Below are 23,982 nucleotides of genomic sequence, written 5' to 3' on the forward strand. Positions count from 1 at the left end.
GGCCGCGCAAACCGTCATGCCGGCGTCATGACCTGCTTCAACCGCTCGTTCGCCGGTGCCGGTCGCCCGTACAGGTAACCCTGGAAGTGCGAGCAACCCTCCGCCGCCAACCGGCGCATCTGCTCCTCCGACTCAACCCCCTCGGCCGTGGTCTTGATCATCAGGCTGTTGGACAGGTCGGTAATGGCGCGGATGATCGACATCGCCTCGCGGCTGTCGCACATGTCATGCACGAACGACTTGTCGATCTTGATCCGGTCGAACGGGAACGAACGCAGGTAGCCCAGCGAGGAATACCCGGTGCCGAAATCGTCCAGCGAAATGGACACGCCCAGCTCCTTCAGTGCACGCAAGGTGCGCACGTTCTCCTCGCTGTTGCCCAACAGCACCGACTCGGTGACCTCCAGCTCCAGCCGCTGCGGCGGCAGGCCTGAGTCGGCCAGCGCCAGGGCCACGGTGTGCACCAGGTTGGCGTTCTTGAACTGCACCGCCGACAGGTTGACCGACACCGTCTGCTCACTGTCCCAGCTGGCCGCCTCCTGGCAGGCCAGGTTCAGCGCCCGGTTGCCCAGTTCGTGGATCAGCCCGGTTTCCTCGGCGATGGGGATGAAGTCCATGGGCATGACCATGCCACGGGTCGGGTGCTCCCAGCGCAGCAACGCCTCATAGCCGGTAACGCTGCTGGTCTGCTGGTCGACCACCGGCTGGTAGTGCAGCTGCAACTGGCCCAGGTGCAGTGCGGTGCGCAGGTCGGTTTCCACCAGGCGGCGCTGGCGGGCGGCGACGTCCAGTTCGACGTTGAAGCACTCGTAGCGGTTGCGGCCGTTGCGCTTGGCCTCGTACAGCGCCATGTCGGCGTAGCCCAACAGTTGCTCGGCCTGGTCGCTGTCATCAGGCGCAATGGCAATACCGATGCTCACCCCCACCGTGAACTGGTGCCCCTCGATCTGGAACGGTGGGCAGATCGCGTTGATCAGGCGCTGCGCCGTGTTGCATGCGGCCTCCCGGCCCTCCAGGCCGGTCAGCACCACGGCAAACTCGTCGCCGCCCAGGCGGGCCAGGGTGTCGTGTTCGCGCAGCTCGCGGCGCAGGCGCTTGCCCAGCGCGCGCAGCAGCTTGTCGCCAAAGGCGTGGCCCAGCGAATCGTTGATGTTCTTGAAGTTGTCCAGGTCCAGGCACAGGGCGGCGGTCAGCTTGGCGTGCTCGCTGTCACGCACCAGCGCCTGGCGCAGGCGTTCGTTGAACAGGGTGCGGTTGGGCAGCCCGGTCAGCGCATCGTGGTGCGCCATGTGGTGGATCTGCGCGTGGGCGGCCAGCTCTTCGGTGGCGTCTTCGGCAACGAACAGCACGTAGTCGGCCTGGCCTTCACGGTTCTGGCTGAGCAAGGTGCGGCTGCGCAGGGTGCGTGGGCCGCAGGCCGTGTCGACCCGGGTTTCGGCGGCATGGCCCTTGGTGCTGCGGGCGCCACGGGCCAGTTGCTGTTCCAGGTAGCCGGCAACACCCGGTGCCAGGCATTCGCCGGGCAACTGCCCGATCATGCTGTGCTGCGGCCTGCCGAACAGGCGTTCGGCCTGCTGGTTGGCCAGCAGGATGCGCTGGCTTTCCAGGTCCTGGACAATGACGCTGGCGGGGATGTTGGCAATCACCGAATCAAGGAACTGCGACAGTTTGGTCATTTCCTGGCTGTACTGCTCGGCCAGTTCCTTGGCCTGCAGCAGTTCCAGCTCTTGCCGGTGGTGCTCGGAAATGTCGCGGGTGACCTTGGCGAAGCCCACCAGTTGCCCGGCATCGTCGTACACCGCGTCGATCACCACATGGGCATGGAAGGTCGTGCCGTCCTTGCGCAGGCGCGAACCGGTCTCTTCGAAGCGCCCGGTGCTGCGCGCCTGCTCAAGGTTGAGCGCGGGCAGCCCGGCGGCGCGCTCGGCATCGGTGTAGAACAACGAGTAGTGCTGGCCGACGATTTCCTCGGCCAGGTAGCCCTTGGCGCGCTGGGCGCCGGGGTTCCAGTTGGCGACGATTCCTTCGGGGGTGAGCAGGTAGAAGGCATAGTCCACCACACTCTGGATCAACAGCCGGTACATGATGTCGGGGCTTGCGACTAGCGACATGAACTTTACCTGGGCCTTCGAAAGGCGTGAAAAGGATTGGTGGCATTATGCCTCCGATGACGATTTTGTGAAGTAGCTCACAAAAAGCCACGATCCCTTCAATTTGCGAACGAAGGCTGGCAACCCCTCAATGGCGGGCGCCCGTCACCAGGAAGTTGAGCAAGCCCGGTTCATCATTCAGGGCTATGGGCTGCGCCGGGCGCGACAGCTCGGCCAGCACGGCATTGCAGAAGGCCACGGCGGGCATGTCCTGTGCGTAACAGCGCATCAGCCAGTCGCCCTCGCCGCCCAGCAGTTGCAATGCCACCGCCCGGCCGATGCCCTGTCGGCGGTACTTTTTCAGGATGAACAGGTCGGCCAGTTCGAACGCGTCGATGCCCGGCAGCTCGCTACGTTCGACCAACACGAAACCGGCGATGAAACCATCTGCCAGCACCAGGTACGCGCCCCAGCCATCGGCCTGCCAGTAACGTTGCAGGTGCTCGTCATGGATATAGAAGCGGCCGTCCACTTCGACGTCTTCCTGCTCCCAGTCCGAGGACTCGTAGGCGTAGAACTGGTAGAGGTTGCGAATCAGCGGGGCCTGGTCGGCAGTGGTTGCCAGCAGTTCGATGGACAGCATGGTGCGAGGGCTCGGGTAAAAAGGCGGATTCTAGATCAACAGCCCCTGGCAGCAAAAAGCCCAGGCCCTCCCCGCACGGAAAGGCCCAGGCCAAAACCAGTCATCGATTGCTAGGCGCCCCTGCGGGAGCGGGCATGCCCGCGAACACCGGCAAAGCCGGTGCCATACACCGCGGTGCCTGCTTCGCGGGCACGCCCGCTCCCACAGGGATCCCTTCAGGGCTCAACTGTTTTGCAACGCACGCGGGCGGTGGCTGCGCGCCTCGGCGTCCGGCGCCTTGGCCGCCTGCAGGTGGAAGTCGAACGCCAGCTCGGCAAAGCATTCGCCCTCTACACCGCGATCACGCGCCGCCGCAGCATCCTCGACAAAGCGCAGCTCGCCGACCAGCCCGTCACGGGTGGCATAGGCAAAGTCATCCCACAGGTACTTGTCGCCGGCCAGGTTTATCTGCGTGGTCAGGTGGCGGTGCCCCGGCGCCGAGATGAAGAAGTGCACGTGCGCCGGGCGCTGGCCGTGACGGCCAAGCAGGTCCAGGCATTCCTGGGTTGGCCCCTGCGGGTCGCAGCCGTACCCCGACGGCACGATGGAGCGCGCACGGTAGCGCCCTTCGGCATCGGTGATGATGCGCCGGCGCAGGTTGTACTCGGACTGGGTGGAGTCGAAGTACGAATAGGTGCCCTGGGTGTTGGCGTGCCACAGGTCAACGGTGGCGCCGGCCAACGGCTTGCCTTCGGCATCGAACACCTGGCCCTGGAGGAACATCACCACGCCCGGGTCGCTGCCGTCGTCCATGCGCGCTTCGCCCTGCGCCAGCGGCGCCCCCGCCACATACAGTGGGCCTTCGATGGTGCGCGGGGTGCCGCCAGTCAGGCCGGCCTCGGCGTCCTTGGCATCCTGCAGCAGGTCGAGGAAATGTTCGATGCCCAGCCCCGCCGCCAGCAGGCCGGCTTCGTTACGGCCACCCAGGCGGTTGAGGTAGTCGACGGCATGCCAGAACTCGTCTTCGGTGACTTCCAGGTCTTCGACCAGGCGTGCAGTGTCCTGCAGCACACGCAGGATGATCTGCTTGAAGCGTGGGTTGCCTTCGGCATGGCCCAGGCCGGCCACTTCCTTGAAGAACGCCTGAACATCGGCAGTGTGGGAAATTTTCACGGTCATCGTGCTTGCCTCATCTTGTTCTTGTCAGGTAGACAGGTGCGACTCAGCGGTCGTCGCTGTGAATCGACGAGGGGTGCCGGCACAGGCCGTCGACCTCGATGTCCATGTACGGGAACAGCGGCAGCTGCATCAGGGTGTCGTGCAGCGCCTCGACACTGGGCACGTCGAACACGCTGTAGTTGGCGTAGTGCCCGGCAATGCGCCACAGGTGGCGCCAGGTGCCCTCGCGCTGCAGGCGCTGGGCCAGTTCCTTTTCGTCGGCCTTGAGCCGGGCGGCCTTGGCCGGGTCCATGTCGACCGGCAGTTTCACGGTCATCTTCACGTGGAACAGCATGCTGGTATCTCCTTTCTCTGATTTGGCGCGAACACTGTGGGAGCGGGCGAGCCCGCGAACACGGGCGAAGCCCGTGCCATCCACCGCGTCGCCTGCTTCGCGGCCAAAGCCGCTCCCACAGGGGTTGTGTGTTCTTTCAGCCAGCGTGACTCAGCGGCGGGCGAAGCGCGCCAGGCGCTGTTCGTCCAGGGTCAGGCCCAGGCCCGGGGAACGTGGAATGTGCAGCTGGAAGTCGTGGTACTGCGGCGGCTCGTTGACGATTTCTTCGGTCAGCAGCAGCGGCCCGAACAGCTCGGTGCCCCAGGTGAGCTGGCGCAGGGTCAGGAAGGCATGAGCCGAAGCCAGGGTGCCGATCGAGCCTTCGAGCATGGTCCCGCCATACAGGGCGATGCCGGCAGCTTCGGCGATTTGCGCGGTGCGCAGCACGGCGCGCGGGCCACCGTTCTTGGCGATTTTCAGGGCGAAGATGCTGGCCGCGCCAATGGCGGCCAGGCTGAAGGCGTCCTCGACGCTTTCGATCGACTCGTCGGCCATGATCGGCGCCGGGCTGCGCTGGTTCAGGCGCACCTGGCCGCTGCGGTTGATGCGCGAAATCGGTTGTTCGATCAGGTCGATGCCGTTATCGCCAAGCACCTGGCAGGCACGGCTGGCCTGGGATTCGTCCCAGTACTGGTTGACGTCGACCCGCACACTGGCACTGTCGCCCAGCTCGCGCTTGATCGCCACCACGTGCTTGAGGTCCTGGGCCAACGGGTTGGCGCCGATCTTCAGCTTGAACACCCGATGCCGGCGAATCTCCAGCATGTGCAGGGCTTCGGCGATGTCACGGGCGGTGTCGCCGCTGGCCAGGGTCCAGGCCACTTCCAAGCTGTCGCGCACGCGGCCACCCAGCAGTTCGCTGACCGGCAGGCCCAGGCGCTTGCCCTGGGCATCGAGCAAGGCGCTCTCGATACCCGACTTGGCAAAGGTGTTGCCCTTGGCCAGCTTGTCCAGCTTGAGCATGGCGGCGTTGATGTTGTCTGCCGGCAGGCCGATCAGCGCCGGCGCCAGGTGCGCATCGATGTTGGCCTTGATGCCCTCGGGGCTTTCGTAGCCATAGGCCAGGCCGCCGATGGTGGTGGCCTCGCCGATGCCTTCCACGCCATCACTGCAGCGAACACGCAATACCACCAGGGTCTGCTGCTGCATGGTGTGCATCGCCAGCTTGTGCGGGCGAATGGTCGGCAGGTCGACGATAATTGCCTCTATACGTTCAATCAGCGCGCTTGTCATTGTTGCCAGGTCCCGTTGTTTCGGGCTGCCAGCCGCAGGCCCGAGTGGTGCATTTACTTGCTTGTTCAAGGATTGCGCGAGACCCTGATAGCCGTCCAATATCGAATGAATCTCCCACCATACCCTGGAGGTCTGATGGAGCTGCGCCACCTGCGTTACTTCAAGGTCCTGGCCGAAACCCTGAACTTCACTCGCGCCGCCGAGCTGCTGCACATTGCCCAGCCACCGCTGAGCCGGCAGATCAGCCAACTCGAGGACCAGCTCGGTACCTTGCTGGTGGTGCGTGAGCGCCCGCTGCGGCTGACCGAGGCGGGCCGCTTCTTCTACGAGCAGAGCTGCACCGTGCTGCAGCAGTTGGAGAACATCAGCGACAACACCCGCCGCATCGGCCAGGGCCAGCGCCAGTGGCTGGGGATCGGCTTTGCCCCCTCGACCCTGTACAAGGTGCTGCCGGAGCTGATCCGCGAGCTGCGCCAGGACAGCGAGCTGGAGCTGGGCCTGAACGAGATGACTACGTTGCAGCAGGTGGAGGCGCTGAAAAGCGGGCGCATCGACATCGCCTTCGGGCGCATTCGCATCGATGACCCGGCCATTCACCAGCAAGTGCTGTGCGAGGACCCGCTGGTGGCTGTACTGCCCAAGGGCCACCCGCTGGCGAGCAGCCCGCTTACCCTTGCCCAGCTGGCTGGCGAGGCGTTCATCCTCTACCCGGCCAACCCGCGGCCCAGCTATGCCGACCATGTGCTGGCACTGTTCGCCCACCACGGCATGAGCATCCGCGTCAGCCAGTGGGCCAACGAACTGCAGACCGCCATCGGCCTGGTGGCCGTCGGCGTAGGCGTCACCCTGGTGCCGGCGTCGGTGCAACAGCAGCACCGCACCGATATCGAATATGTAAGCCTGCTCGACAGCGGCGCCGTCAGCCCGATCATCCTCAGCCGGCGCAAGGGCGATGTGAGCCCGATCGTGCAGCGCTGCCTGGCATTGATTGCACAACAGGCCGAATGAGCGCGCGCTCCTGCAGGATCAACAGTCTGAAGCTTGCGCGGACCCTGTGGGAGCGGGCGTGCCCGCGAACACGGGCGAAGCCCGTGCCAGCCACCGTATCGCCTGTTTCGCGGGCACGCCCGCTCCCACAGGGTCCCCGCCAATCCGCAGGAACGGCCTGATATCGCCCCCCGGTCATCATCAACCAACAGGAAAAACCAGCATGATTCACGGCAAGACACTGCAAGCATGGTGCAGCTCCCACCCCCTGATCGAAGACCTGGTGGCCCTGCGCGAAACCCGCTGGTTCAACCCGCACATTGCCCCTGCCGCCCAGGTCCTGGCCGATGTCGGCCTGAGCGCCGCCGATGTCAGTGCCGCCAGTGCCCGCCTGGCACGCTTTGCCCCCTACCTGGCCAGCGTGTTCCCGGATACCGCCGCCACCGGCGGCATCATCGAGTCGCCACTGCGCCCGCTGCCCACCCTGCACGACACCTTGCTGCAGGCAGCGGGCCTGCCAGCCAGCGGCTCACTCTGGCTCAAGGCCGACAGCGAGCTGCCGATCTCCGGTTCGATCAAGGCCCGCGGCGGTATTCATGAAGTGCTCAAGCACGCCGAAGACCTGGCCCTGGAGGCCGGCTTGATCAGCCTCGACAGCGATTACCGGGAACTGGCCAGCGACCAGGCCCGGCAATTCTTCAGCCGGTACAAGGTTGCGGTCGGCTCGACCGGCAACCTCGGCCTGTCGATCGGCATCATGAGCGCCAGGCTGGGCTTTCAGGCGACCGTGCACATGTCGGCCGATGCCCGCCAGTGGAAGAAGGACAAGCTGCGCGCCCATGGCGTGAAGGTGGTCGAGTACGAAAGCGACTACAGCGTGGCAGTGGAACAAGGGCGCCAGCAGGCGGCGGCGGACCCGAGCTGCTACTTCGTCGACGACGAGAACTCGCCACACCTGTTCCTCGGCTATGCCGTGGCGGCCGAGCGGCTGGCCGTCCAGTTCGAGGCCGCAGGTATCAAGGTAGATGCCGAGCACCCATTGTTCGTCTACCTACCCTGCGGGGTCGGCGGCGGCCCGGGTGGCGTGGCGTTCGGCCTGAAGCTGATCTGGGGCGACCATGTGCACTGTATCTTCGCCGAGCCCACCCACTCGCCCTGCATGTTCCTGGGGGTGTATAGCGGTTTGCATGACGCCACCAGCGTGCAGGATTTCGGCATCGACAACCTGACCGCCGCCGACGGCCTGGCGGTGGGCCGCCCTTCCGGCTTTGTCGGCAAGGCGATGCAGCGTTTGCTCGATGGCTATTACACGGTCAGCGACGAGGCGCTGTACCGGCTGTTGGTGCTGGCCCATGACCAGGAGAACGCGCGGCTGGAGCCTTCGGCGCTGGCGGGGATGCCGGGCATGGTCAAGGTGCTTGAATCGCCTGAATACCTGGCGCGCATGGGCCTGTCGGCTGGGCGCATGGAGCGGGCCACGCACCTGGTGTGGGGGACCGGTGGCAGCATGGTGCCGGAGGCAGAGTTCGCGGCCTATCTGGCCAAAGGGAGGGGCTGAGGATTTCTGGAGCTCCCATAGGTACTGCGCTGGCCTTCAGTTCACACTTTACCTGTGGGAGCGGGCATGCCCGCGAAGCAGGCGACGCGGGGGATGGCACGGGCTTCGCCCGTGTTCGCGGGCACGCCCGCTCCCACAGAGGACCGCGTTAGCCTCTAGATTTCCAGGTGATCGCCGCGCAGCCAGTCGATAAACCGCGCAAACAACTCCGACTGCGAGTTGATCTCCAGCTTCAGGTACAGATTCTTGCGGTGCATGCGCACGGTTTCCGGCGAGATGCCCAGCTCCAGCGCGGTGGACTTCACCGAATGCCCACGCAGAATCATGTGCGCCACCTCCCGCTCACGGTCGGTCAGCACCTGGCAGCCGAAACTGTCGAACGCCGCCTGCAGGCTGCCACGCTCCACCGATGCGGGGCCGGGCTCCAGTTGGTGCCGGGCGTAGCGCCCCAGCAGCTCGCGTACCATCGGTTCCAGCGCACGCAGCAGGTCGATCTGCCCCGCGCTCAGCCGAGTGCCGCTGCAGCCCTGGAACAGGCTCAGCGACAACTTGCGGCCAGCGCTGAGGTCGACGATGTAGTAGCTGTCTTCACTGCAACCGGTACCCAGGTAATAGGCCTTGTAGTAGTCGCTGTCGAAGAAGTTGTCCGGGGCGATTTCCTGCAGGTGGTAAAAGCCCTCGGCCAGGCCGCTCTGCACGGCCAGGCAGAACGGGTCGAGCAGGTAGCCGGCAGTGAAGTAGCGCTCCAGCACGGCGGCGCGGTGCAGGTCGGGGATGCCTTGCTGGTACAGCAGTTGCGGTGCCCGCCCCTGGCACTCGAGGCTGATCATCATCGACTCCACCTGCACCAGCTGGCCGATGGCGGCCGCCACATGCGCCAGCGCCTCGGGCGTTTCGCTGTGGGCCAGTGCACGCTGCAGCGCCGCATGCCATTGCTGCAGCGCGCCCAGTGAAAGGGTAAGCGGGGTGTCGGGAGAGGCCTGGGTCATGCCAGGCAGTCTAGCCTGCCAGGCACGCCCGCGCACAGCCCTTTGCGCCAGGTTCATCGGCCCTGGTACAGGCCAAGCGCCGTGAGTTCGCGCGCGGTTTCGATGATGCACTGGCGCAGGGTTTCGACGATCTCGTCCACCTGCGCATGGGTGACGATCAACGGCGGCGACATCACGTTCAGGTGCATGATCGGCCGCACCAGCAGCCCTTTGGCCTGGGCCTTGCTATGGATGCGTTCGCCGATGTTCACCTCGTCGGCGAACAGCGCCTTGCTGGCCTTGTCGGCAACGAACTCGACACAGGCCATCAGCTTCATGCAGCGCACATCCCCCACCAGCGGCAGCTCGCGCAGGCTTTGCAGGCGCTGTTCCAGGTAGCCGCCAACGTCCTTGACGTGCGCCAGCAAATGCTCGCGCTCGATGATCTCGATGTTTTTCAGCGCCGCAGTGCAGCACACCGGGTGGCCGCTGTAGGTGAAGCCGTGGGTGAAGCAGCGGCCCTTGCCCGGCTCGGCGATCACCTGCCAGATGCGCTCGGAGAAGATGCACGCCCCCAGCGGCAGGTAGGCCGAGGTCAGGCCCTTGGCGGTAGTGATGATGTCGGGGGTGACGCCGAACAGTTCCTCGCTGGCGAAGAAGGTGCCCAGGCGCCCGAACGAGGTCACCACTTCGTCGGCGACGAACAGGATGTCGTAGGCCTGGCACAGCTGCCACATGCGCTGGAAGTAGCCCTTGGGCGGAATGATCACCCCGCCCGAGCCCATGATCGGCTCGGCGAAGAACGCCGCCACGTTGTCGACCCCCAGCGAGAGGATCTTGTCCTCGAACTCGGCCACCAGGAAGTCGAGGAACTCGGCCTCGTCCATGTCGTGCGGGGCGCGGTACGGGTTGGGGTTGGACACGTGGTGGATCAGGTCGTGGTGATAATCGAACTCCGGCACCCGGTCAGCGGCCTTGTTGCCGATCGACATGGTCAGCGTGGTGGAGCCGTGGTAGGCGTTGTAGCGGGCGATGATGTGCTTCTTGTGCGGCTTGCCACGGCAGTTCTGGTAGTACTGGATCAGCCGGTAGGCAGTGTCGACCGCGGTCGAGCCGCCGGTGGTGAGGAATACATGGTTCAGGTCACCCGGTGCCAGCTGCGCAAGCTTCTGGCATAGCTCGATGGCCACATCGTTGGCCATGTCGGAGAACGGGTTGGAATAGGCCAGCTGGCGTACCTGGTCGGCGATGGCCAGGGCCATTTCCTCGCGGCCCAGGCCAATGTTGGTGCACCACATGCCGCCGACGGCATCGAGGAAGCGGTTGCCGTGGGTATCGCGGATGTAGGCGCCCTCGCCGGCAACGATGTTCAGCGCGCCTTGCTCGCGGTGCTCGTCGAACACGTGGTAGCCGTGCATGTAGTGGGCCTTGTCGGCTTCCACCAGCGGGTCGTGGGCAATGGCGAATGCTTTGCTTGGGGTGGCCATGGGCAGCTCCTTGGCAGTGATCGTTGGGCAGTGTTCAGAAACCGGTCTTGACCGTGCTCCAGACCCGGGTGATGGCGCGCATGTCCTTCGGGCTCTGGGTTTTCTGCGCGAACAGGCGCTCGCGGGTTTGCGCGTCGGGGTAGATGGCCGGGTCCTGGCGGATCTCGTCGCGCACCAGCGCGGTGGCAGCGGCGTTGCTGTTGGCGTAGTGGATGTAGTCGGTGACCTTGGCCATGGTCTGCGGCTGCAGCAGGAACTCGATGAAGCGGTGGGCATTGGCCGCGTGCGGCGCATCCTTGGGGATGTACAGGTTGTCGAACCAGATCAGCGAGCCTTCCTGGGGAATGAAGAACGACAGCTTGATGTCCTTCTTCGCTTCCACCGCGCGGGCCTGGGCGGTGGCGTAGTCGCCGGACCAGGTCAGGGCCAGGCAGACATCGCCGTTGGGCAGGCTGGTGAGGTAATTGACCGAGTCGAACTTGCGAATGTACGGGCGAATGCCCAGCAGCAGTTGTTCGGCCGCCTTGAGGTCGGCCGGCGATGCGCTGCGTGGGTCCTTGCCCAGGTACTGCAGGGCAAGCGGGATGACTTCGGTCGGCGCGTCCATCAGGGTGACGCCACAGTCGGCGAAGCGCGAGACGATCCTGGGGTCGAACAGCATGGCCAGCGAGCCGATGGGGGCATCGGGCATGCGCGCGCTGATCTTGTCGACGTTGTAGGTTACCCCCGAGCTGCCCCAGGTGTAGGGCGCCGAGTATTTCAGGCCGGGGTCGTAGCCTTGCAGGTTGTTCACCACCTGCGGGTCGAGGTTGTGCCAGCTGGGCAGTTGCTGCTTGTCCAGTGCCTGGAACACCCCGGCGCTGATCAGCGGGGGGACCAGGGAAGCGTTGAGCATGACCAGGTCGTAGCCGGAGCGGCCGGTGAGCAGTTTTGTCTGTACCGTTTCGTAGCCGTCGAAGGTGTCGTAGATGACCTTGATGCCGGTGGCCTTCTCGAAGTCGGCCAGGGTGGTTTCGCCGATATAGTCGGTCCAGTTGTACAACCGCAACGTGTTACCGCTATCCACCTCTGCCGCCTGGGCCAGGCTGGCGCCAGACGCCAGCAGCAGACCGCCAATCACCTTCAGTACCTTGCGCATGGCAACTCCATCGTGTGAGTGCTCGGGATCGAGCCGATGGGGGCACTATCGAGGGATTTGCCGAAGGGGGACATACCCCGAATGTGTGGGTGGTCGTTTTTTTTGGCAGGTGAATTTTGTATGAAGGCCACAGGCCCAATCGCCGGCAAGCCAGCTCCCACAGGTCTCCACAGTCCTGAAGCCCTGTGATTTCCCTGTGGGAGCTGGCTTGCCGGCGATTGGGCCAGAACAGTCAATCACGCCAGCGGGTAAAGCGCCTCATCAAACTGCTCCAGGCGCGGGAAAACCAGTGGCTGGTCGTCCGAGAGCTGCTCCAGGCGCTGCCGGTACTGCTGCAAAAACGCCTGCCGCGCCTCGTCACTGATGTACGGCACATGCCAGGCCACGAACGGCGGCAGCACCTCGAACCCCACGTAGGCCAGCGTGCCGCGCAAGATCGGCCGCAGCATGTCTTCCAGCGGCCCATGAATCGCCCCGTCGCCAAACATGTGCTCGCGCCCGCCCAGGGTCACGGTCACCAGCGCTTTCTTGCCCGCCAACCCGCCCTGGTCGTAGAAGCGCTTGCCGCCATAGCACACCCCCGACACCAGCACCCGGTCGATCCAGCCCTTGAGCATGGCCGGCGCCGAGAACCAGAAGATCGGGAAGTTCAGCACCAGCAAGTCGGCCCACAGCAGCTTGTCCAGCTCCTGCTGGATATCCGCGGCAATGGCACCACGCTTCACCCCCTGGCGCTGCTCCAGGGCATACACCAAGTACTCGGGGTTTTCGCGCTGGCTGAAGTCATCGGCACTGGCCACCGGGTTCCAGCCCATGGCGTACAGGTCGCTGACCTGCACCTGGTGGCCCTGGGCGCGGAAGGTTTCCACGGCCTGGTCACGCAGGGCAGCAGTGAACGATTGCGGCTCGGGGTGAGCGTGGACGATCAGTACATTCACAAACATTCTCCTCACACAAAACAGGTTGTCTTCCAGCTGTGGCTCAACACTGCACCGCTTTCACCTCGACGAACTCCGCCAGGCCCTCCTCGCCCCACTCGCGCCCGTTGCCCGACTGCTTGTAGCCACCAAACGGTGCCTGGTAGTTGAACCCGCCACCGTTGATGAAGCACTGCCCGGCGCGTATCTGCCGCGCCAGGGCCAGGCCGTGCTCGCAGCTACCGGCCCACACCGCGCTGGACAGGCCGAACGGCGAATCGTTGGCCAGGGCCAGCGCCTGGGCCTCGTCGGCATAGGGGATCAGGCACAGCACCGGGCCGAAGATTTCCTCCTGGGCGATGCGCATGCGGTTGTCGACATCGGCGAACAACGTCGGCGCCACGTAGAAGCCGCGCTCGAAGCCGGCCGGCGTATCACCGCCGCACAGCAGGCGCGCGCCCTCCTCCTGCCCCAGGCGAATGTAGTCGAGCACGGTGCGCCGCTGGCCTGCCGAACACATCGGCCCGAGGAAGCTGGCCGGGTCACGCGGGTCGCCCATGACCAGCGCACGGGTCTCGGCCTCGGCAATCTCCAGCGCCTCGGCGTAGCGGCTGGCCGGCAGCAGCATGCGGGTCAGGGCCGTGCAGGTCTGCCCCGAGTTGATCATCACGTCCTGCACGCCATGGCGCACCGCCGCGTGCAGGTCGGCGTCGGCGGTGATCAGCAGCGGCGACTTGCCACCCAGCTCCAGGCACACCCGCTTCACCGTCGGCGCGGCCGCCTGGGCCACGCGCACCCCGGCGCCGGTGGAGCCGGTGAACGACACCATGTCCACCTGCGGGTGCCGGGCCAGGGCCTCGCCAACCTTGGCCCCCGGCCCGCTGACCAGGTTGAACACCCCGGCCGGCAGACCGATGGCATCGATCATCTCGGCCAGCAGGAACGCATGCAGCGGTGTTTCCTGGCTGGGCTTGACCACCACCGTGCAGCCGGCGGCCAGGGCCGGCGCCAGCTTGCCGATCATCTGGTGCAGCGGGTAGTTCCACGGGTTGATGAACGCGCACACGCCAACGGCCTCGCGGTACACCAGCGAGTTGCCGACTTCGCGCACCTCATCCATCAGCCCGGCCAGTTCGGCGTACTGCTCCAGCCCGGCAATCGGGCCCTCGACCTGTACCGCCTGGCACCACTGCACCGGCATGCCCAGCTCGTCGGTGATGAGCGAGGCCATTTCCGCCGCGCGGCTTTTCAGCTGTGAGGCCAGCGCCGTTATGTACCCGGCGCGTACGCTGGACGGTGTGCGCGACCAGCCATCGAAGGCCCGCCGCGCAGCCATCACCGCCCGTTCGACATCGGCCTCGGCGCCCAGCGGCACGCGGCCGATGGCCTGTTCGGTGGCCGGGTCGATCACCTCGGCCATGCCCTGCCCGCTCGGTACCTGCCAGGCGCCGTCGATGTACAGCCGCGCATACTCACGCATGGGCCTGCCCCTGCATCAGTGCGGCGGCGCAGCGGGCGATGCGCCGGCAAGCGTCGGCCAAGGCCTCGTTACCCAATACCAGGCCCAGGCGGATATGCCCGGCAGCGCTGGGGCCGAAGGCTTCGCCGGCGAGCACCGACACACCCTGGCTGTCGAGCAGGCGATCGGCGAAGGCCTGGGCGCTGAGGCCGGTCTCACGGATGTCGACCATCACGAACATACCGCCATCGGGCTTGAGCACCTTGATGCCCGGGCAGTCGGCCAAGTGCTCGCACACTAGGTCGCGACGCTGGCGATAGGCTTCGCGCATGACATCCAGTTCCGGGAGTTGTTGCTCCAGCGCCACCACGGCGGCGTCCTGGATGAAGTCCGGCGAGCCGTACAGCATGCACAGGGCGAGGTTTTCCAGGTGGGTGGCAAGCTCGGTCGAACCGACCACCCAGCCCATCCGCCAACCGGTCATGGCATGCGACTTCGACAGGCTGTTGAGGGTGGCGGTGCGCTCGGCCATGCCCGGCAGGCTGCCAGGGCTGACATGCTCGCCGTCGTACAACAGCTCGCTGTACACCTCATCGGAAATCAGCCACAGGTCGTGGGCGATGCACAGCTCGGCCAGCGCTTCCCAGGTGGCGCGCGGCAGGCTCGCCCCCGAAGGGTTGTGCGGGCTGTTCAGGGCCAGGGCGCGGGTGCGCGGGGTGATGCGCGCGGCCACGTCACGCGGGCACACGCGAAAACCGTTCTCCGGCTTGACCGGCACCGGCACCACCTTGGCGCCACAGGCCCCGAACACCGCCTCGTAGGTCACGTACATGGGCTCGGCGACAATCACCTCGTCACCCGGGTCGAGCACGCACTGGACCACGCAGTACAGCGCACATTGGGCCCCCGCCAGCACCGTCACCTGGTCGGCATCGACGGCCTGGCCGCTGCGCTGGCGGTGACGGTTGGCGATGGCCTGGCGCAGCGCCAGCTTGCCGCGCACATCGGCGTAATGGGTGTGGCCCGCACGCAGGCTGTCGATGGCCGCCTCGACGATCGGCGCGGGGGTGTCGAAGTCCGGGTCACCCACCGACAGCAGCAGGATATCCTTGCCCTCGGCCTGCAGCGCCAGGGCGCGGTAGTGGATGTCCCAGGCCGCGGCCCCGTCGCCGGCGATGCGTTGAGTGAGCTTGGCGTAGCGCATGGCAATCTCCCTTCATTGGCGGTTTCAGTCGACGAGAATCTTCGGGTTGGAACTGCCCCATACGGTGTACAGGTCGGCGAGCAGCGCGCCGTTGATTTCTTCCATTTCGGCCTGGGTGATTTCACCCCCGGCCTGTTTGCCGAACAGCACCACTTCGTTGCCACCTTTCACATCGGGGAAGTCGGTGACATCGACCATCAAGGTGTTCATCGACACCTTGCCCACCACTGGCACTCGGTGGCCGTTGATCAGCACATGGCCCTTGTTGGTGAACACCCGGCGGTAGCCATCGGAGTAACCCACGGTGATGTTGGCCAGGCGCGAATCACGCGCCAGGGTGAAGGTGCGGTCATAGCCGACGGTGTTGCCTGCCGGGTAGCTGTGCACCGCCGCCACGTGCGACTTGAACTGCATGGCACGTTGGTATTCGGTGTGCGTCGGCACGGTGTCGCCGAACAGCGCGCCACCGGTGCGCACCATGTCCAGGCGCGCTTCCGGCACTTCCAGCGTAGCGAAGGAGTTGGCGGCGTGCAGGGTGAGCTTGCTGCGATCAAGTTTCGCGTGCTTGATCAGCCAGTCGGTCTGCTCGTTGAACGCTGCCAGGCCTTTGCGCACATCGTCCTTGTCTTCCACGGCGAAGTGGGTCATCAGCGCGACCAGCTCGAGGTGCTTCTGGTCGGTGATCTGCAGCGCTTCACCCCGGCCGGACCAGGTGGTCATTTCCACGCCGTTGCGGCTCATGCCACTGGAATTGAGCGCCAGATGAATGCGCAGGGTCTTGCCGTGGCGTTCGGCGAGGGCATCGAGCTGGCGGGCGAACTCGGCGCTGCCGACCAGTTCTTCCATGTCGTACTGCAAGGCATCTTCCACTTCGCTGAGGCTGGCCAGGCGCACCCGCACCAGTTGCCCGGTGAAGCCGCTGGCGCGGACCACGCGGGCCTCCTCGTTGCTGGCCACCGCCACGCAAGGCACGCCCTGGGCGATGATCGACGGCATCACCAGGCCGATACCGTGGCCATAGGCGTCGGCCTTGAGCACGGCGCACAGCTTGGACTTGCCGCCCAGCTCGGCCTGCAAGGTACGGATGTTGTGTTGCAGCGCGCCGGCACTGATTTCGACCCAGGCGTTGCTGTTTTGCGCGGTCAGGGCGGCGGTGCCGTTGTCCATCGACAGGGGTGGTGCGGCGTACAGCGGGGCCTGGCCGGTGATCAGCAGAGCGAGGGATGCAGCCAGGAGGGTACGGCGAAATGGCATGGTGGTTTCTCTTGTTGTTCGTGGTGTCTGCCGCTTAGCAGACGCAGGTGTGCTTGAGTTCGATGAAGGTGACGCCGGGGGTGGCGAAACCGCTGGCCAGATCGGCCTGCAGCGCATCCAGATCACGCGGCTGGCGCACCGTGCAACCAAAGGCACGGGCCAGGCCGATGAAGTCCGGATTGCGCGGCAGTACGCCGACCGGCTCGATGTCCAGGTCGAGCATGTCGTCACGGATCTGGCCAAGGGCGTCATTGTTCCACAACAGCACGACCAACGGTCGGTCCAGCTCCTCGACTGCCGTGGCCAGTTCCTGGGCGGTGTAGAGGAAGCCGCCGTCGCCCACCAGCACCAGGCCTGGGCGGTGGTCGCTGGCGAACATGCCGCCGATGCCGGCCGGCAGGCCGTAGCCGAGGGTGCCGTAGCCGGTGGGGTGCAGCCAGCTGCGCGGCGCCCGGCTGGCGAGGGCGTAGTTGCCGGTGTAGGCCAGCTGGGTCATGTCGCTGCTGATGAAGGCATCGTCGGGCAGCACGGCGGCAATGCGGTCGAGGATTGCCTGATGCACGGCCTGCAGCGGCGCATGCCCGCTGCGAATGGCCTGGCGCAGGTTGGCCACTGCTTCGCTGGCCTGGGCCGGGTCACGGTCCAGCGCTGGCAGGTGCTCGAGCAGGCCGGCCAGGGTTAGCCGGGCATCACCGTGCAGGGCGATGGCACAGGGGTAGAAGTCGTTGAACTTGCGCGGGTCGATGTCCACGCGCAGCAGCTCACCGCTGATCGGCAGGCGCTCGCGCCAGAAGTCGGTGTCGGCCATTTCGGTACCCACTGCCAGCACCACATCGGCCTGGCTGATCAGCTGCCAGCCGGGCTCGACGCACAGGCTGGCGCCGGCATTCAGTGGTGCGTCCGCAGGCAGCAGGCCCTTGCCGGCCACGCTGGTGAACAATGGCGCTGCCAGCCGGGTGCTCAGCTGCTGCAGCTGCTCGGCCGCGTGCAATGCCCCACCACCGGCAATGATCATCGGCCGCTTGGCGGCGGCCAGCTTCACGGCGGCCTGGTCGAGGATGTCGCGGCACGGCTGGCCACGCCCGGGGCGGCGCACCACCTCAGCGCTCCAGTCACGGCTGACCGGCGCGGCCAGTACGTCCAGCGGCACCGAGATGTGCACCGGGCGCGGCCGTTCGCTGTCGAACACGGCCCAGGCACGAGCGATCAGCTCGGGCAGGTCGTCGCCGCGCAGGGCCACGGCAGAGAACGCGGTAATCGGCGCGGTCATGGCGCGCTGGTCCTGGGTTTCGTGCAGGCAGCCCCAGCCCTTGCCCAGGCTGGCAGTGTGATTGACGCTGGAAATCACCAGCATCGGGATGGAGTCGGCGTAGGCCTGGCCGATGGCGGTGGCGGCATTGGTCACGCCCGGGCCGGTGATGACGAAGCACACCCCCGGTTTGCCGCTTACCCGTGCATAGCCGTCGGCCATGAAGCCGGCGCCCTGCTCGTGGCGGGTCAGCACGTGGCGGATTCCGCTGCCCGGCAGGCCGCGGTACAGCTCCAGGGTGTGCACGCCGGGGATGCCGAATACCGTCTCTACGCCGTAGTTGGCCAGCAGGCGCACCAACGCCTGGCCGGCGGTCGGGGTGTGCTTATTCATGTCGTTCTCCTTGCGCCTGGCCGAGGCGGATCAGCGCGTCGACCGCGGTGGTGCCGTGGGCACCGACCATCAATGGGTTCACATCCAGCTCCAGCAGTTGCCCGGCGTTTTCGCAGGCGTAGTCGGCCACCGCGCGGATAGCCGCAACCAGTGCGTCGAGGTCGGCGGCCGGGCGGCCACGGAAGCCTTGCAGCAGGCTGGCGCTGCGCAGGCCGAGCAGCGCGCTGCGGATGGCATCGTCGGTGGTCGGCAGCAACAGGCTGACGCTGTCCTTGAGCAACTCGACCAGCACGCCACCGGCACCGATCACCAGGGCCAGGGCGAAGTCGTGCTCGCGCTTGATGCCGACGATCAGTTCGGCCAGCGGCGGCTCGGCCATCGGTTCTAGCAGCACCTGGTCGAACGCTACCTGCGGGGCGTAGGCGGCGATGCGCTGGCGCATCTGCACCAGCGCAACCTCGAGGGCGGCGGCATCGCGCAGGTTCAGCGCCACTGCACCGGCCTCGGTCTTGTGCGGCAGTTGCGCGCTGACCGCCTTCAATACCAGCGGGTAACCGACGCGGGCGGCATCTGCCACAGCGCGCTCGGGTGTGCTCAGCACCCCTGCCGGTACCGGCAGGCCGAAGGCACGCAGGGCTTGCTTGGATTGCCATTCGTCCAGCAGCTGGCCCTCGCCCGCGATGGCCTGCGGGCACAGCGGCACCCGCGTGGCCTCACCCTGTTCCAGCAGCCGCTGGCGGTTGCGCTGGTAGACGACGATGCGGCCCCAGGCTGCCAGGCCATCCTCCACGCCCTGCAGGGCGGCGATGCCACGCGCGTGCAAACGCTCGCGCGCGCAGGCGGGCAACAGCTCCGGGAATGCCGAGGTGACGAAGCCGATCTTGCCGTGGCGTTCCAATGCATCGCAGTACAGCGCCAGCAGCAGGTCGCATTCCTTGCGTTCGCCGGTGAACGCCGCCGGGTAGTCCAGCACCAGCATGGCCGCGTCGGCTGCGCCGCTCAGGGTGCTGTCGAGCATGCGTTGCAGGGCCGCTGCATCACCCCAGATGGCAGTGGTGAAATCCAGCGGGTTGACCAGGTTGGCATAGGCCGGCAGCACCTCGGCCAACTGCGCCACCTGCCCTTGTGCGAGCTTCGGCAGGAGCAGCTGGTTGCGCTCGGCATAGTCGGCGATCAAGCCGGCATCGCCACCGGAACAAGCCAGGGCGATCAGCTCGCCATTCACCGGCAGGCGGCCACAGGCGGCGGCCTTGAGCGTTTCAACGAAGCTCACCGGGCCACTGACGCGGATCACGCCCAGGCGATGGAACAGGCTGTCGTACAAGGCATCGGAGCCGGACAGCGAGCTGGTGTGGCTGAGCGCCAGTTCGGCGCCGATCTGCGACACGCCGGTCTTCAACGCAATGATCGGCGTGCCCTGTTGCAATGCCTTGCACGCAGCACGGGCGAAGCCCGGCACGTTCTTCAGACCTTCCAGGTGCAGGCCGATGGCGGTTACCCGTGGGTCGTCGAGCAGCACGTCCATCAGCTCGGCCACCCCCAGTTGTGCCTGGTTGCCGACCGAGGCCATGTAGGCCACCGGCAGCGAACGGTCGCTCATCGACAGGTTGTAGGCGAAGTTGCCGCTCTGGGTGAGGATCGCCACGCCCTTCTCCACCTGCTGGCCACCATGGGCCACCGGCCACAGGGCAGCGCCGTGCAGGTAGTCGAGCAGGCCGTAGCAGTTGGGGCCGAGCAAGGCCATGTTGCCGGCGGCGGCGAGCAGGCGCTGCTGCAGCTGGCGGCCCTCTTCGCCACTTTCGGCAAAACCCGAGGCATAGCAGATGGCGCCACCGGCGCCGCGTGCGGCCAGCTCGGCAACGCACTGCAGGGTCAGTTCGCGGTTGGTGGCGATGAACACCGCGTCCGGGGCATGGGGCAAGTCGGCCACCCGCGCCACACAGGGGATACCTTCAAGGCTGTCATGCTGCGGGTTGACCAGCCACAACTCGCCGCCAAAGCCACCTTCGGCGCAGCGCTTGAGCGCCCGCGCCATGCTGCGCCCGCCGACGAAGGCCAGGTGCCGGGGTGCCAGCAGGCGCTTGAGGTTGTCACGAATCGAATGCGACATGGGTGTTCTCCTGGCGTTCAGCGCAGCAGCGGGCGCAGCAGTTCGCGGGCGATGATGTGCCGCTGGATTTCCGAGGTGCCTTCCCAGATGCGCTCGATGCGTGCGTTGCGCCAGATGCGCTCGACCGGCCCTTCATCCATCAGGCCCATGCCGCCGAAGATCTGCACGGCTTCGTCGGCAACCTTGCCCAGCACCTCGCTGGCGAACAGCTTGGCCATGCCGGCCTCGCCGTCGGTCATGCTGCCCTGGTCCATCTTCCAGGCGGTGTGCAGGGTGAGCATTTCCGCAGCGCGAATCTGCGTGGCCATGTCGGCCAGCTTGAACGACACGCCCTGGTAGCTGCCGATGGCCTGGCCGAACTGCTTGCGGTCGGCGGCCCATTGCAGCGACAGGTCGAGGGCACGCTGGGCCTGGCCCACGCAGTTGGCGGCGACCATCACCCGGCCGGCGGTGAGCCAGGCGTTGGCCACCTCCCAGCCCTTGCCGACCTCGCCCAGCACCTTGCTGGCCGGGACCCGGCAGTCGTCGAAGAACAGCTCGTAGGTGTGGTAGCCACGGTTGCTCACGCACTTGGGGCCACGGCGGATGGTCATGCCCGGCGTGCCCCGGTCGACCAGGAAGGCCGTTACCGCGTTGCGCTTGCGCCCGTTGTGCTCGTAGGTGTCGGTGACGGCGAAGACGATGGCGAAATCGGCGTGGCCGGCATGGCTGATGAAGTGCTTGCTGCCGTTGATGACGAAGTCGTCACCCTGGCGCACGGCACGGGTCTTGATGGCGTTGGCATCGGAGCCGGCGCCCGGCTCGGTGAGAGCGAAGCAGTCGATCTTCTCGCCCTGCACGCAGGGCAACAGGTAGTCGTTGATCTGCTCGTCCTTGCAGGCCATGAGGATTTTCGATGGCCGCGCGACGAACACGTGCAGGGCCCAGGACACCTTGGACAGTTCGCGCTCGATCAGCGCCTGGGACAGATAGTCCAGGCCACCGCCGCCGACCTCCTCGGGCATGTTGAAGGCATAGAACCCGGCGGCGATGGCCTTGCCGCGGATCTGCGCAGCCAGCTCGGGCGACACGGCATCGGCGCGGTCCACTGCCTCCTCATGGGGCAGCAGCTCCTTGGCGACAAAGCTGCGTACCGCTTCCACCAACATTTCTTGTTCTTGGGTCAGTTGGAAATTCATCTGCGAAGGTCCTGGTGAGGGTCGGTTATCGGGTTACTGGCCGGTGAAACGGGGGGCGCGGCGTTCCACCGAGGCTTGCAGCGCCTCGGCACCGTCCTGGCTGCGGCCGCACAGCAGGCCGGCCTGGCGCTCGGCCTCCAGCTGCTCGGCCAGGGTGCGTCGCGCGCCGTCGCGGATCAGCCGCTTGGTCTGCGCGTAGGCGAAGGTAGGGCCGTTTGCCAGGCGCCCGGCCAGCTCGGCGGCCACGGCGGGCAGTTGCTCGTCGGCACAGACTTCGCTGACCAGCCCGGCCGCCAGGGCACGTTCGGCACCCCACAGCTCATCGAGGAACAACAGGCGCTTGGCCTGCTCGCTGCCGATCAGCCGTGGCAGGTGCCAGCTGGCCCCGGCATCGGGGCTGTAGCCCATGCTGGTGTAGCCGGCCTTGAAGCGCGCCGAGGCCGCGGCGATGCGCAGGTCGCAGCACAGGCTGAGGTCCATGCCACCGCCCACGGCAGTGCCGTTGATGGCAGCGATGGTGGGCTTGTCGAGGCTGTGCAGGCGCAACATCAGGGCGTGGGCGGTTTCGGTCCAGCCGTAGCTTTCCAGGGTGCCCTGGGCCTCGGCCGCGGCCCATTCGGCCAGGTCGGCACCGGCGCAGAAGCTGCGCCCGCTGCCGGTCAGCACCACCACGCGCACGACCGGGTCGCTGTTGCAGGTTTCCAGCAGGGCGTGCAGTTGCTTGAGGGTGGGGATGTCCAGCGCGTTGCGCTGCTCGGGGCGGTTGAGGGTGATCCAGGCAACGCCGGCTTCGACCTTGCTCAACAGTGACGACGACGGGGTGGTCATGGGGGGCCTCGGTGTTGTTGTGATGGTTTGAGAGGGCTTGATGAGGGAGATACTAAACGAGTGTTCAACAAGGCGGCAATTGCGCGGGGATTGGGCTGTAACAACGCTTGAAAACGATGTATATCGTTGTTTTTATTAGTTTTATTTGTTGGATCAAGGTTGAGATAGGAGGTGGTTGTTACAACTTTGTACAACTGACGGATTGCTGGGGGCGCTTTGCGCCCCTTTCGCGACACAAGGCCGCTCCCACAAGTCATTCGCAGACTTCAGGTCTGCGCGGTACCTGTGGGAGCGGCCTTGCGTCGCGATGGGCTGCGTAGCAGCCCCCGAGATTGAAACCTCAGACCCCCGGCACGCTCGGCTCGAAAGCCCCCTGCCGACGGCGGTTGACGAAGAAATACGCCGCATAGCACAGGGCAATGAAGCCAAAGCCCCAGTACAACGACGGCCGCTGGGTTTCATCCAGCGCCAGGAACACGAACAGCGAGCTGCACAGGGTGATGCACAGCAGCGGCACCAGCGGGTACAGCGGCGCCTTGTACTTCAGGTCCTGCAGTTGCCCACCGTCACGCAGGTAGACCTTGCGGAAGCGGTACTGCGCCAGGGCGATGACGATCCAGGTCACGGTGCCGGACATGCCACTCACCGCCATCAACACCATGAACAGGGTGTCGGCGGCAACGAAACTGGTCATCAGCGAGATCAGCGCAAAGCACAGGGTGATGCTCAGCGCCCGCAACGGCACGCCACGCTTGCTCAGCGGCGACAGGCTTTTCGGCGCCATGCCGCTCTTCGACATAGCCCAGAGGATGCGCGTGGAGGCATACAACCCGGAGTTGCCCACCGAAAGGATGGCGGTGAGGATGACGAAGTTCATCAGGTCGGCGGCAAAGGGGATGCCGACCATGTCGAACACCTGCACGAACGGGCTTTCCATCAGCCCGGCCTGCTCGAACGGCACGATGGCCGAGAGCACGGCAATCGCCAGCACGTAGAAGATCAGCACGCGGAACACCACGTTGCGCACGGCCCGTGGGATGCTCTTTTCCGGGTGCTCGGTCTCGCCGGCCGCCACCCCCATGATTTCACAGCCCTGGAAGGCATAGACCACGGTCACCATCACCGCGAACACCGCCGACAGGCCATGGGGGAACAGCGACTCGCCCACCAGGTTGTCCAGCATCGGTGCCGGCGCCCCGCTGCTCAGCGGGATGGCGCCGAAGATCACCAGCAGGCCGATGATGATGAAGCCGAGGATGGTCGCCACCTTGATCCCCGAGAACCAGTACTCCGCCTCGCCGAAGGCACGGGTGGCCAGGGCGTTGAGGCCGAACAGCACGACCACGAACAGCGCCGACCAATACCAGATCGGTACCTCGGGGAACCAGCGGGTCATCAGCATGCCGGCGGCGGTGAACTCCAGGCCCACGGTGGTGGCCCAGCTCATCCAGTACACCCAGCCGATCATGAAGCCGGTGGCCGGGCCGATGAACTTGGTGGCGTGGGCCTGGAACGAACCGGACACCGGCATCTGCACCGACAGCTCGCCCAGGCAGACCATCACCAGGTACATCAGCAAACCCGCGACCAGGTAGGCCAGGATCGCGCCTATCGGGCCGCCCTGGTTGATGGTCACGCCCGAGCCCATGAACAGCCCGGTGCCGATCACCCCGCCCAGCGACAGCATGAAGATGTGCCGGCTTTTCAGCGCGCGGGTGAGCTGGATCTTTTCGCGGTTGTCAGTCATGGCGCACC

Annotated in this window: 19 protein-coding genes; 2 read left to right on the top strand and 17 right to left on the bottom strand. The window is 66.0% G+C overall.

All coding sequences use genetic code 11. From position 1 onward, the window contains the following. Positions 1-14: 14 nt before the first annotated feature. From B2790_RS18230 to B2790_RS18250, 5 genes are all read right to left on the bottom strand, one after another. On the bottom strand, positions 15-2,111 hold the full coding sequence (locus B2790_RS18230; RefSeq protein ID WP_286919405.1) for a putative bifunctional diguanylate cyclase/phosphodiesterase: 2,097 nt from the start codon (positions 2,109-2,111) through the stop codon (positions 15-17). Between the two features lie 127 nt (positions 2,112-2,238). Continuing rightward, positions 2,239-2,733 carry a GNAT family N-acetyltransferase gene (locus tag B2790_RS18235; protein WP_286919406.1) on the bottom strand — a complete coding sequence of 165 codons (495 nt, stop codon included), beginning with the start codon at positions 2,731-2,733 and terminating at the stop codon, positions 2,239-2,241. Positions 2,734-2,955: 222 nt separating this feature from the next. Next, the gene (gene catA, locus B2790_RS18240) at positions 2,956-3,891 is read right to left on the bottom strand and encodes a catechol 1,2-dioxygenase (RefSeq protein WP_286919407.1); all 936 of its coding nucleotides are present in this window, start codon (positions 3,889-3,891) and stop codon (positions 2,956-2,958) included. 43 nt (positions 3,892-3,934) lie between these two features. Next, complete coding sequence (gene catC, locus B2790_RS18245) at positions 3,935-4,225, bottom strand: muconolactone Delta-isomerase (protein WP_013973066.1); 291 nt, start codon at positions 4,223-4,225, stop codon at positions 3,935-3,937. A 150-nt stretch (positions 4,226-4,375) separates the two neighbouring features. Continuing rightward, the gene (locus B2790_RS18250; protein ID WP_286919408.1) at positions 4,376-5,497 is read right to left on the bottom strand and encodes a muconate cycloisomerase family protein; all 1,122 of its coding nucleotides are present in this window, start codon (positions 5,495-5,497) and stop codon (positions 4,376-4,378) included. A 135-nt stretch (positions 5,498-5,632) separates the two neighbouring features. Between B2790_RS18250 and catR the strand changes: the two genes are divergently transcribed. Further along, the gene (gene catR / locus B2790_RS18255; RefSeq protein ID WP_085593094.1) at positions 5,633-6,505 is read left to right on the top strand and encodes an HTH-type transcriptional regulator CatR; all 873 of its coding nucleotides are present in this window, start codon (positions 5,633-5,635) and stop codon (positions 6,503-6,505) included. 202 nt (positions 6,506-6,707) lie between these two features. Continuing rightward, a complete protein-coding gene (locus B2790_RS18260) occupies positions 6,708-8,042 on the top strand; it encodes a D-serine ammonia-lyase (protein WP_286919409.1) in 1,335 nt (444 codons plus the stop codon). A gap of 155 nt (positions 8,043-8,197) precedes the next feature. On the opposite strand, the gene B2790_RS18265 is transcribed toward B2790_RS18260, so the two are convergent. The 12 genes from B2790_RS18265 to B2790_RS18320 all read right to left on the bottom strand — a co-directional run bounded on the left by B2790_RS18265 (position 8,198) and on the right by B2790_RS18320 (position 23,974). Then, positions 8,198-9,031, bottom strand: a complete 834-nt coding sequence (locus B2790_RS18265) for a LuxR C-terminal-related transcriptional regulator (protein WP_286919410.1) — start codon at positions 9,029-9,031, stop codon at positions 8,198-8,200. 53 nt (positions 9,032-9,084) lie between these two features. After that, positions 9,085-10,497 carry an aminotransferase gene (locus B2790_RS18270; protein WP_286919411.1) on the bottom strand — a complete coding sequence of 471 codons (1,413 nt, stop codon included), beginning with the start codon at positions 10,495-10,497 and terminating at the stop codon, positions 9,085-9,087. A gap of 34 nt (positions 10,498-10,531) precedes the next feature. Further along, positions 10,532-11,635, bottom strand: a complete 1,104-nt coding sequence (locus B2790_RS18275) for a polyamine ABC transporter substrate-binding protein (RefSeq protein WP_286919412.1) — start codon at positions 11,633-11,635, stop codon at positions 10,532-10,534. 236 nt (positions 11,636-11,871) lie between these two features. Then, positions 11,872-12,573, bottom strand: coding sequence for an NAD(P)H-dependent oxidoreductase (locus tag B2790_RS18280; RefSeq protein WP_025338748.1), 702 nt, complete (start codon positions 12,571-12,573; stop codon positions 11,872-11,874). Positions 12,574-12,616: 43 nt separating this feature from the next. After that, positions 12,617-14,032 (bottom strand): aldehyde dehydrogenase family protein, encoded by a 1,416-nt coding sequence (locus tag B2790_RS18285; protein ID WP_286919413.1) that lies wholly within the window; start codon positions 14,030-14,032, stop codon positions 12,617-12,619. Beyond that, entirely contained in the window at positions 14,025-15,215 is a 1,191-nt protein-coding gene (locus B2790_RS18290) for a pyridoxal phosphate-dependent aminotransferase (RefSeq protein WP_286919414.1), read from the bottom strand. Before B2790_RS18290 ends, B2790_RS18285 begins: the two co-directional genes overlap by 8 nt. A gap of 24 nt (positions 15,216-15,239) precedes the next feature. Next, positions 15,240-16,469 (bottom strand): alanine racemase, encoded by a 1,230-nt coding sequence (alr, locus tag B2790_RS18295; RefSeq protein ID WP_238066490.1) that lies wholly within the window; start codon positions 16,467-16,469, stop codon positions 15,240-15,242. Between the two features lie 34 nt (positions 16,470-16,503). After that, entirely contained in the window at positions 16,504-18,111 is a 1,608-nt protein-coding gene (locus tag B2790_RS18300) for a 5-guanidino-2-oxopentanoate decarboxylase (protein WP_274120768.1), read from the bottom strand. Next, complete coding sequence (locus tag B2790_RS18305; RefSeq protein WP_286919415.1) at positions 18,104-20,221, bottom strand: acetate--CoA ligase family protein; 2,118 nt, start codon at positions 20,219-20,221, stop codon at positions 18,104-18,106. Before B2790_RS18305 ends, B2790_RS18300 begins: the two co-directional genes overlap by 8 nt. A gap of 17 nt (positions 20,222-20,238) precedes the next feature. After that, positions 20,239-21,399 carry an acyl-CoA dehydrogenase family protein gene (locus tag B2790_RS18310; protein WP_015270769.1) on the bottom strand — a complete coding sequence of 387 codons (1,161 nt, stop codon included), beginning with the start codon at positions 21,397-21,399 and terminating at the stop codon, positions 20,239-20,241. 33 nt (positions 21,400-21,432) lie between these two features. Beyond that, positions 21,433-22,227: an enoyl-CoA hydratase/isomerase family protein gene (locus B2790_RS18315; protein WP_286919416.1), complete on the bottom strand. Its 795-nt coding sequence runs from the start codon at positions 22,225-22,227 to the stop codon at positions 21,433-21,435. A 340-nt stretch (positions 22,228-22,567) separates the two neighbouring features. Continuing rightward, entirely contained in the window at positions 22,568-23,974 is a 1,407-nt protein-coding gene (locus tag B2790_RS18320) for an amino acid permease (protein ID WP_286919417.1), read from the bottom strand. Between the last annotated feature and the right edge of the window lie 8 nt (positions 23,975-23,982).

The sequence above is a fragment of the Pseudomonas sp. UBA6753 genome, assembly GCF_002453565.1.
Taxonomy (GTDB): domain Bacteria; phylum Pseudomonadota; class Gammaproteobacteria; order Pseudomonadales; family Pseudomonadaceae; genus Aquipseudomonas; species Aquipseudomonas putida_Z.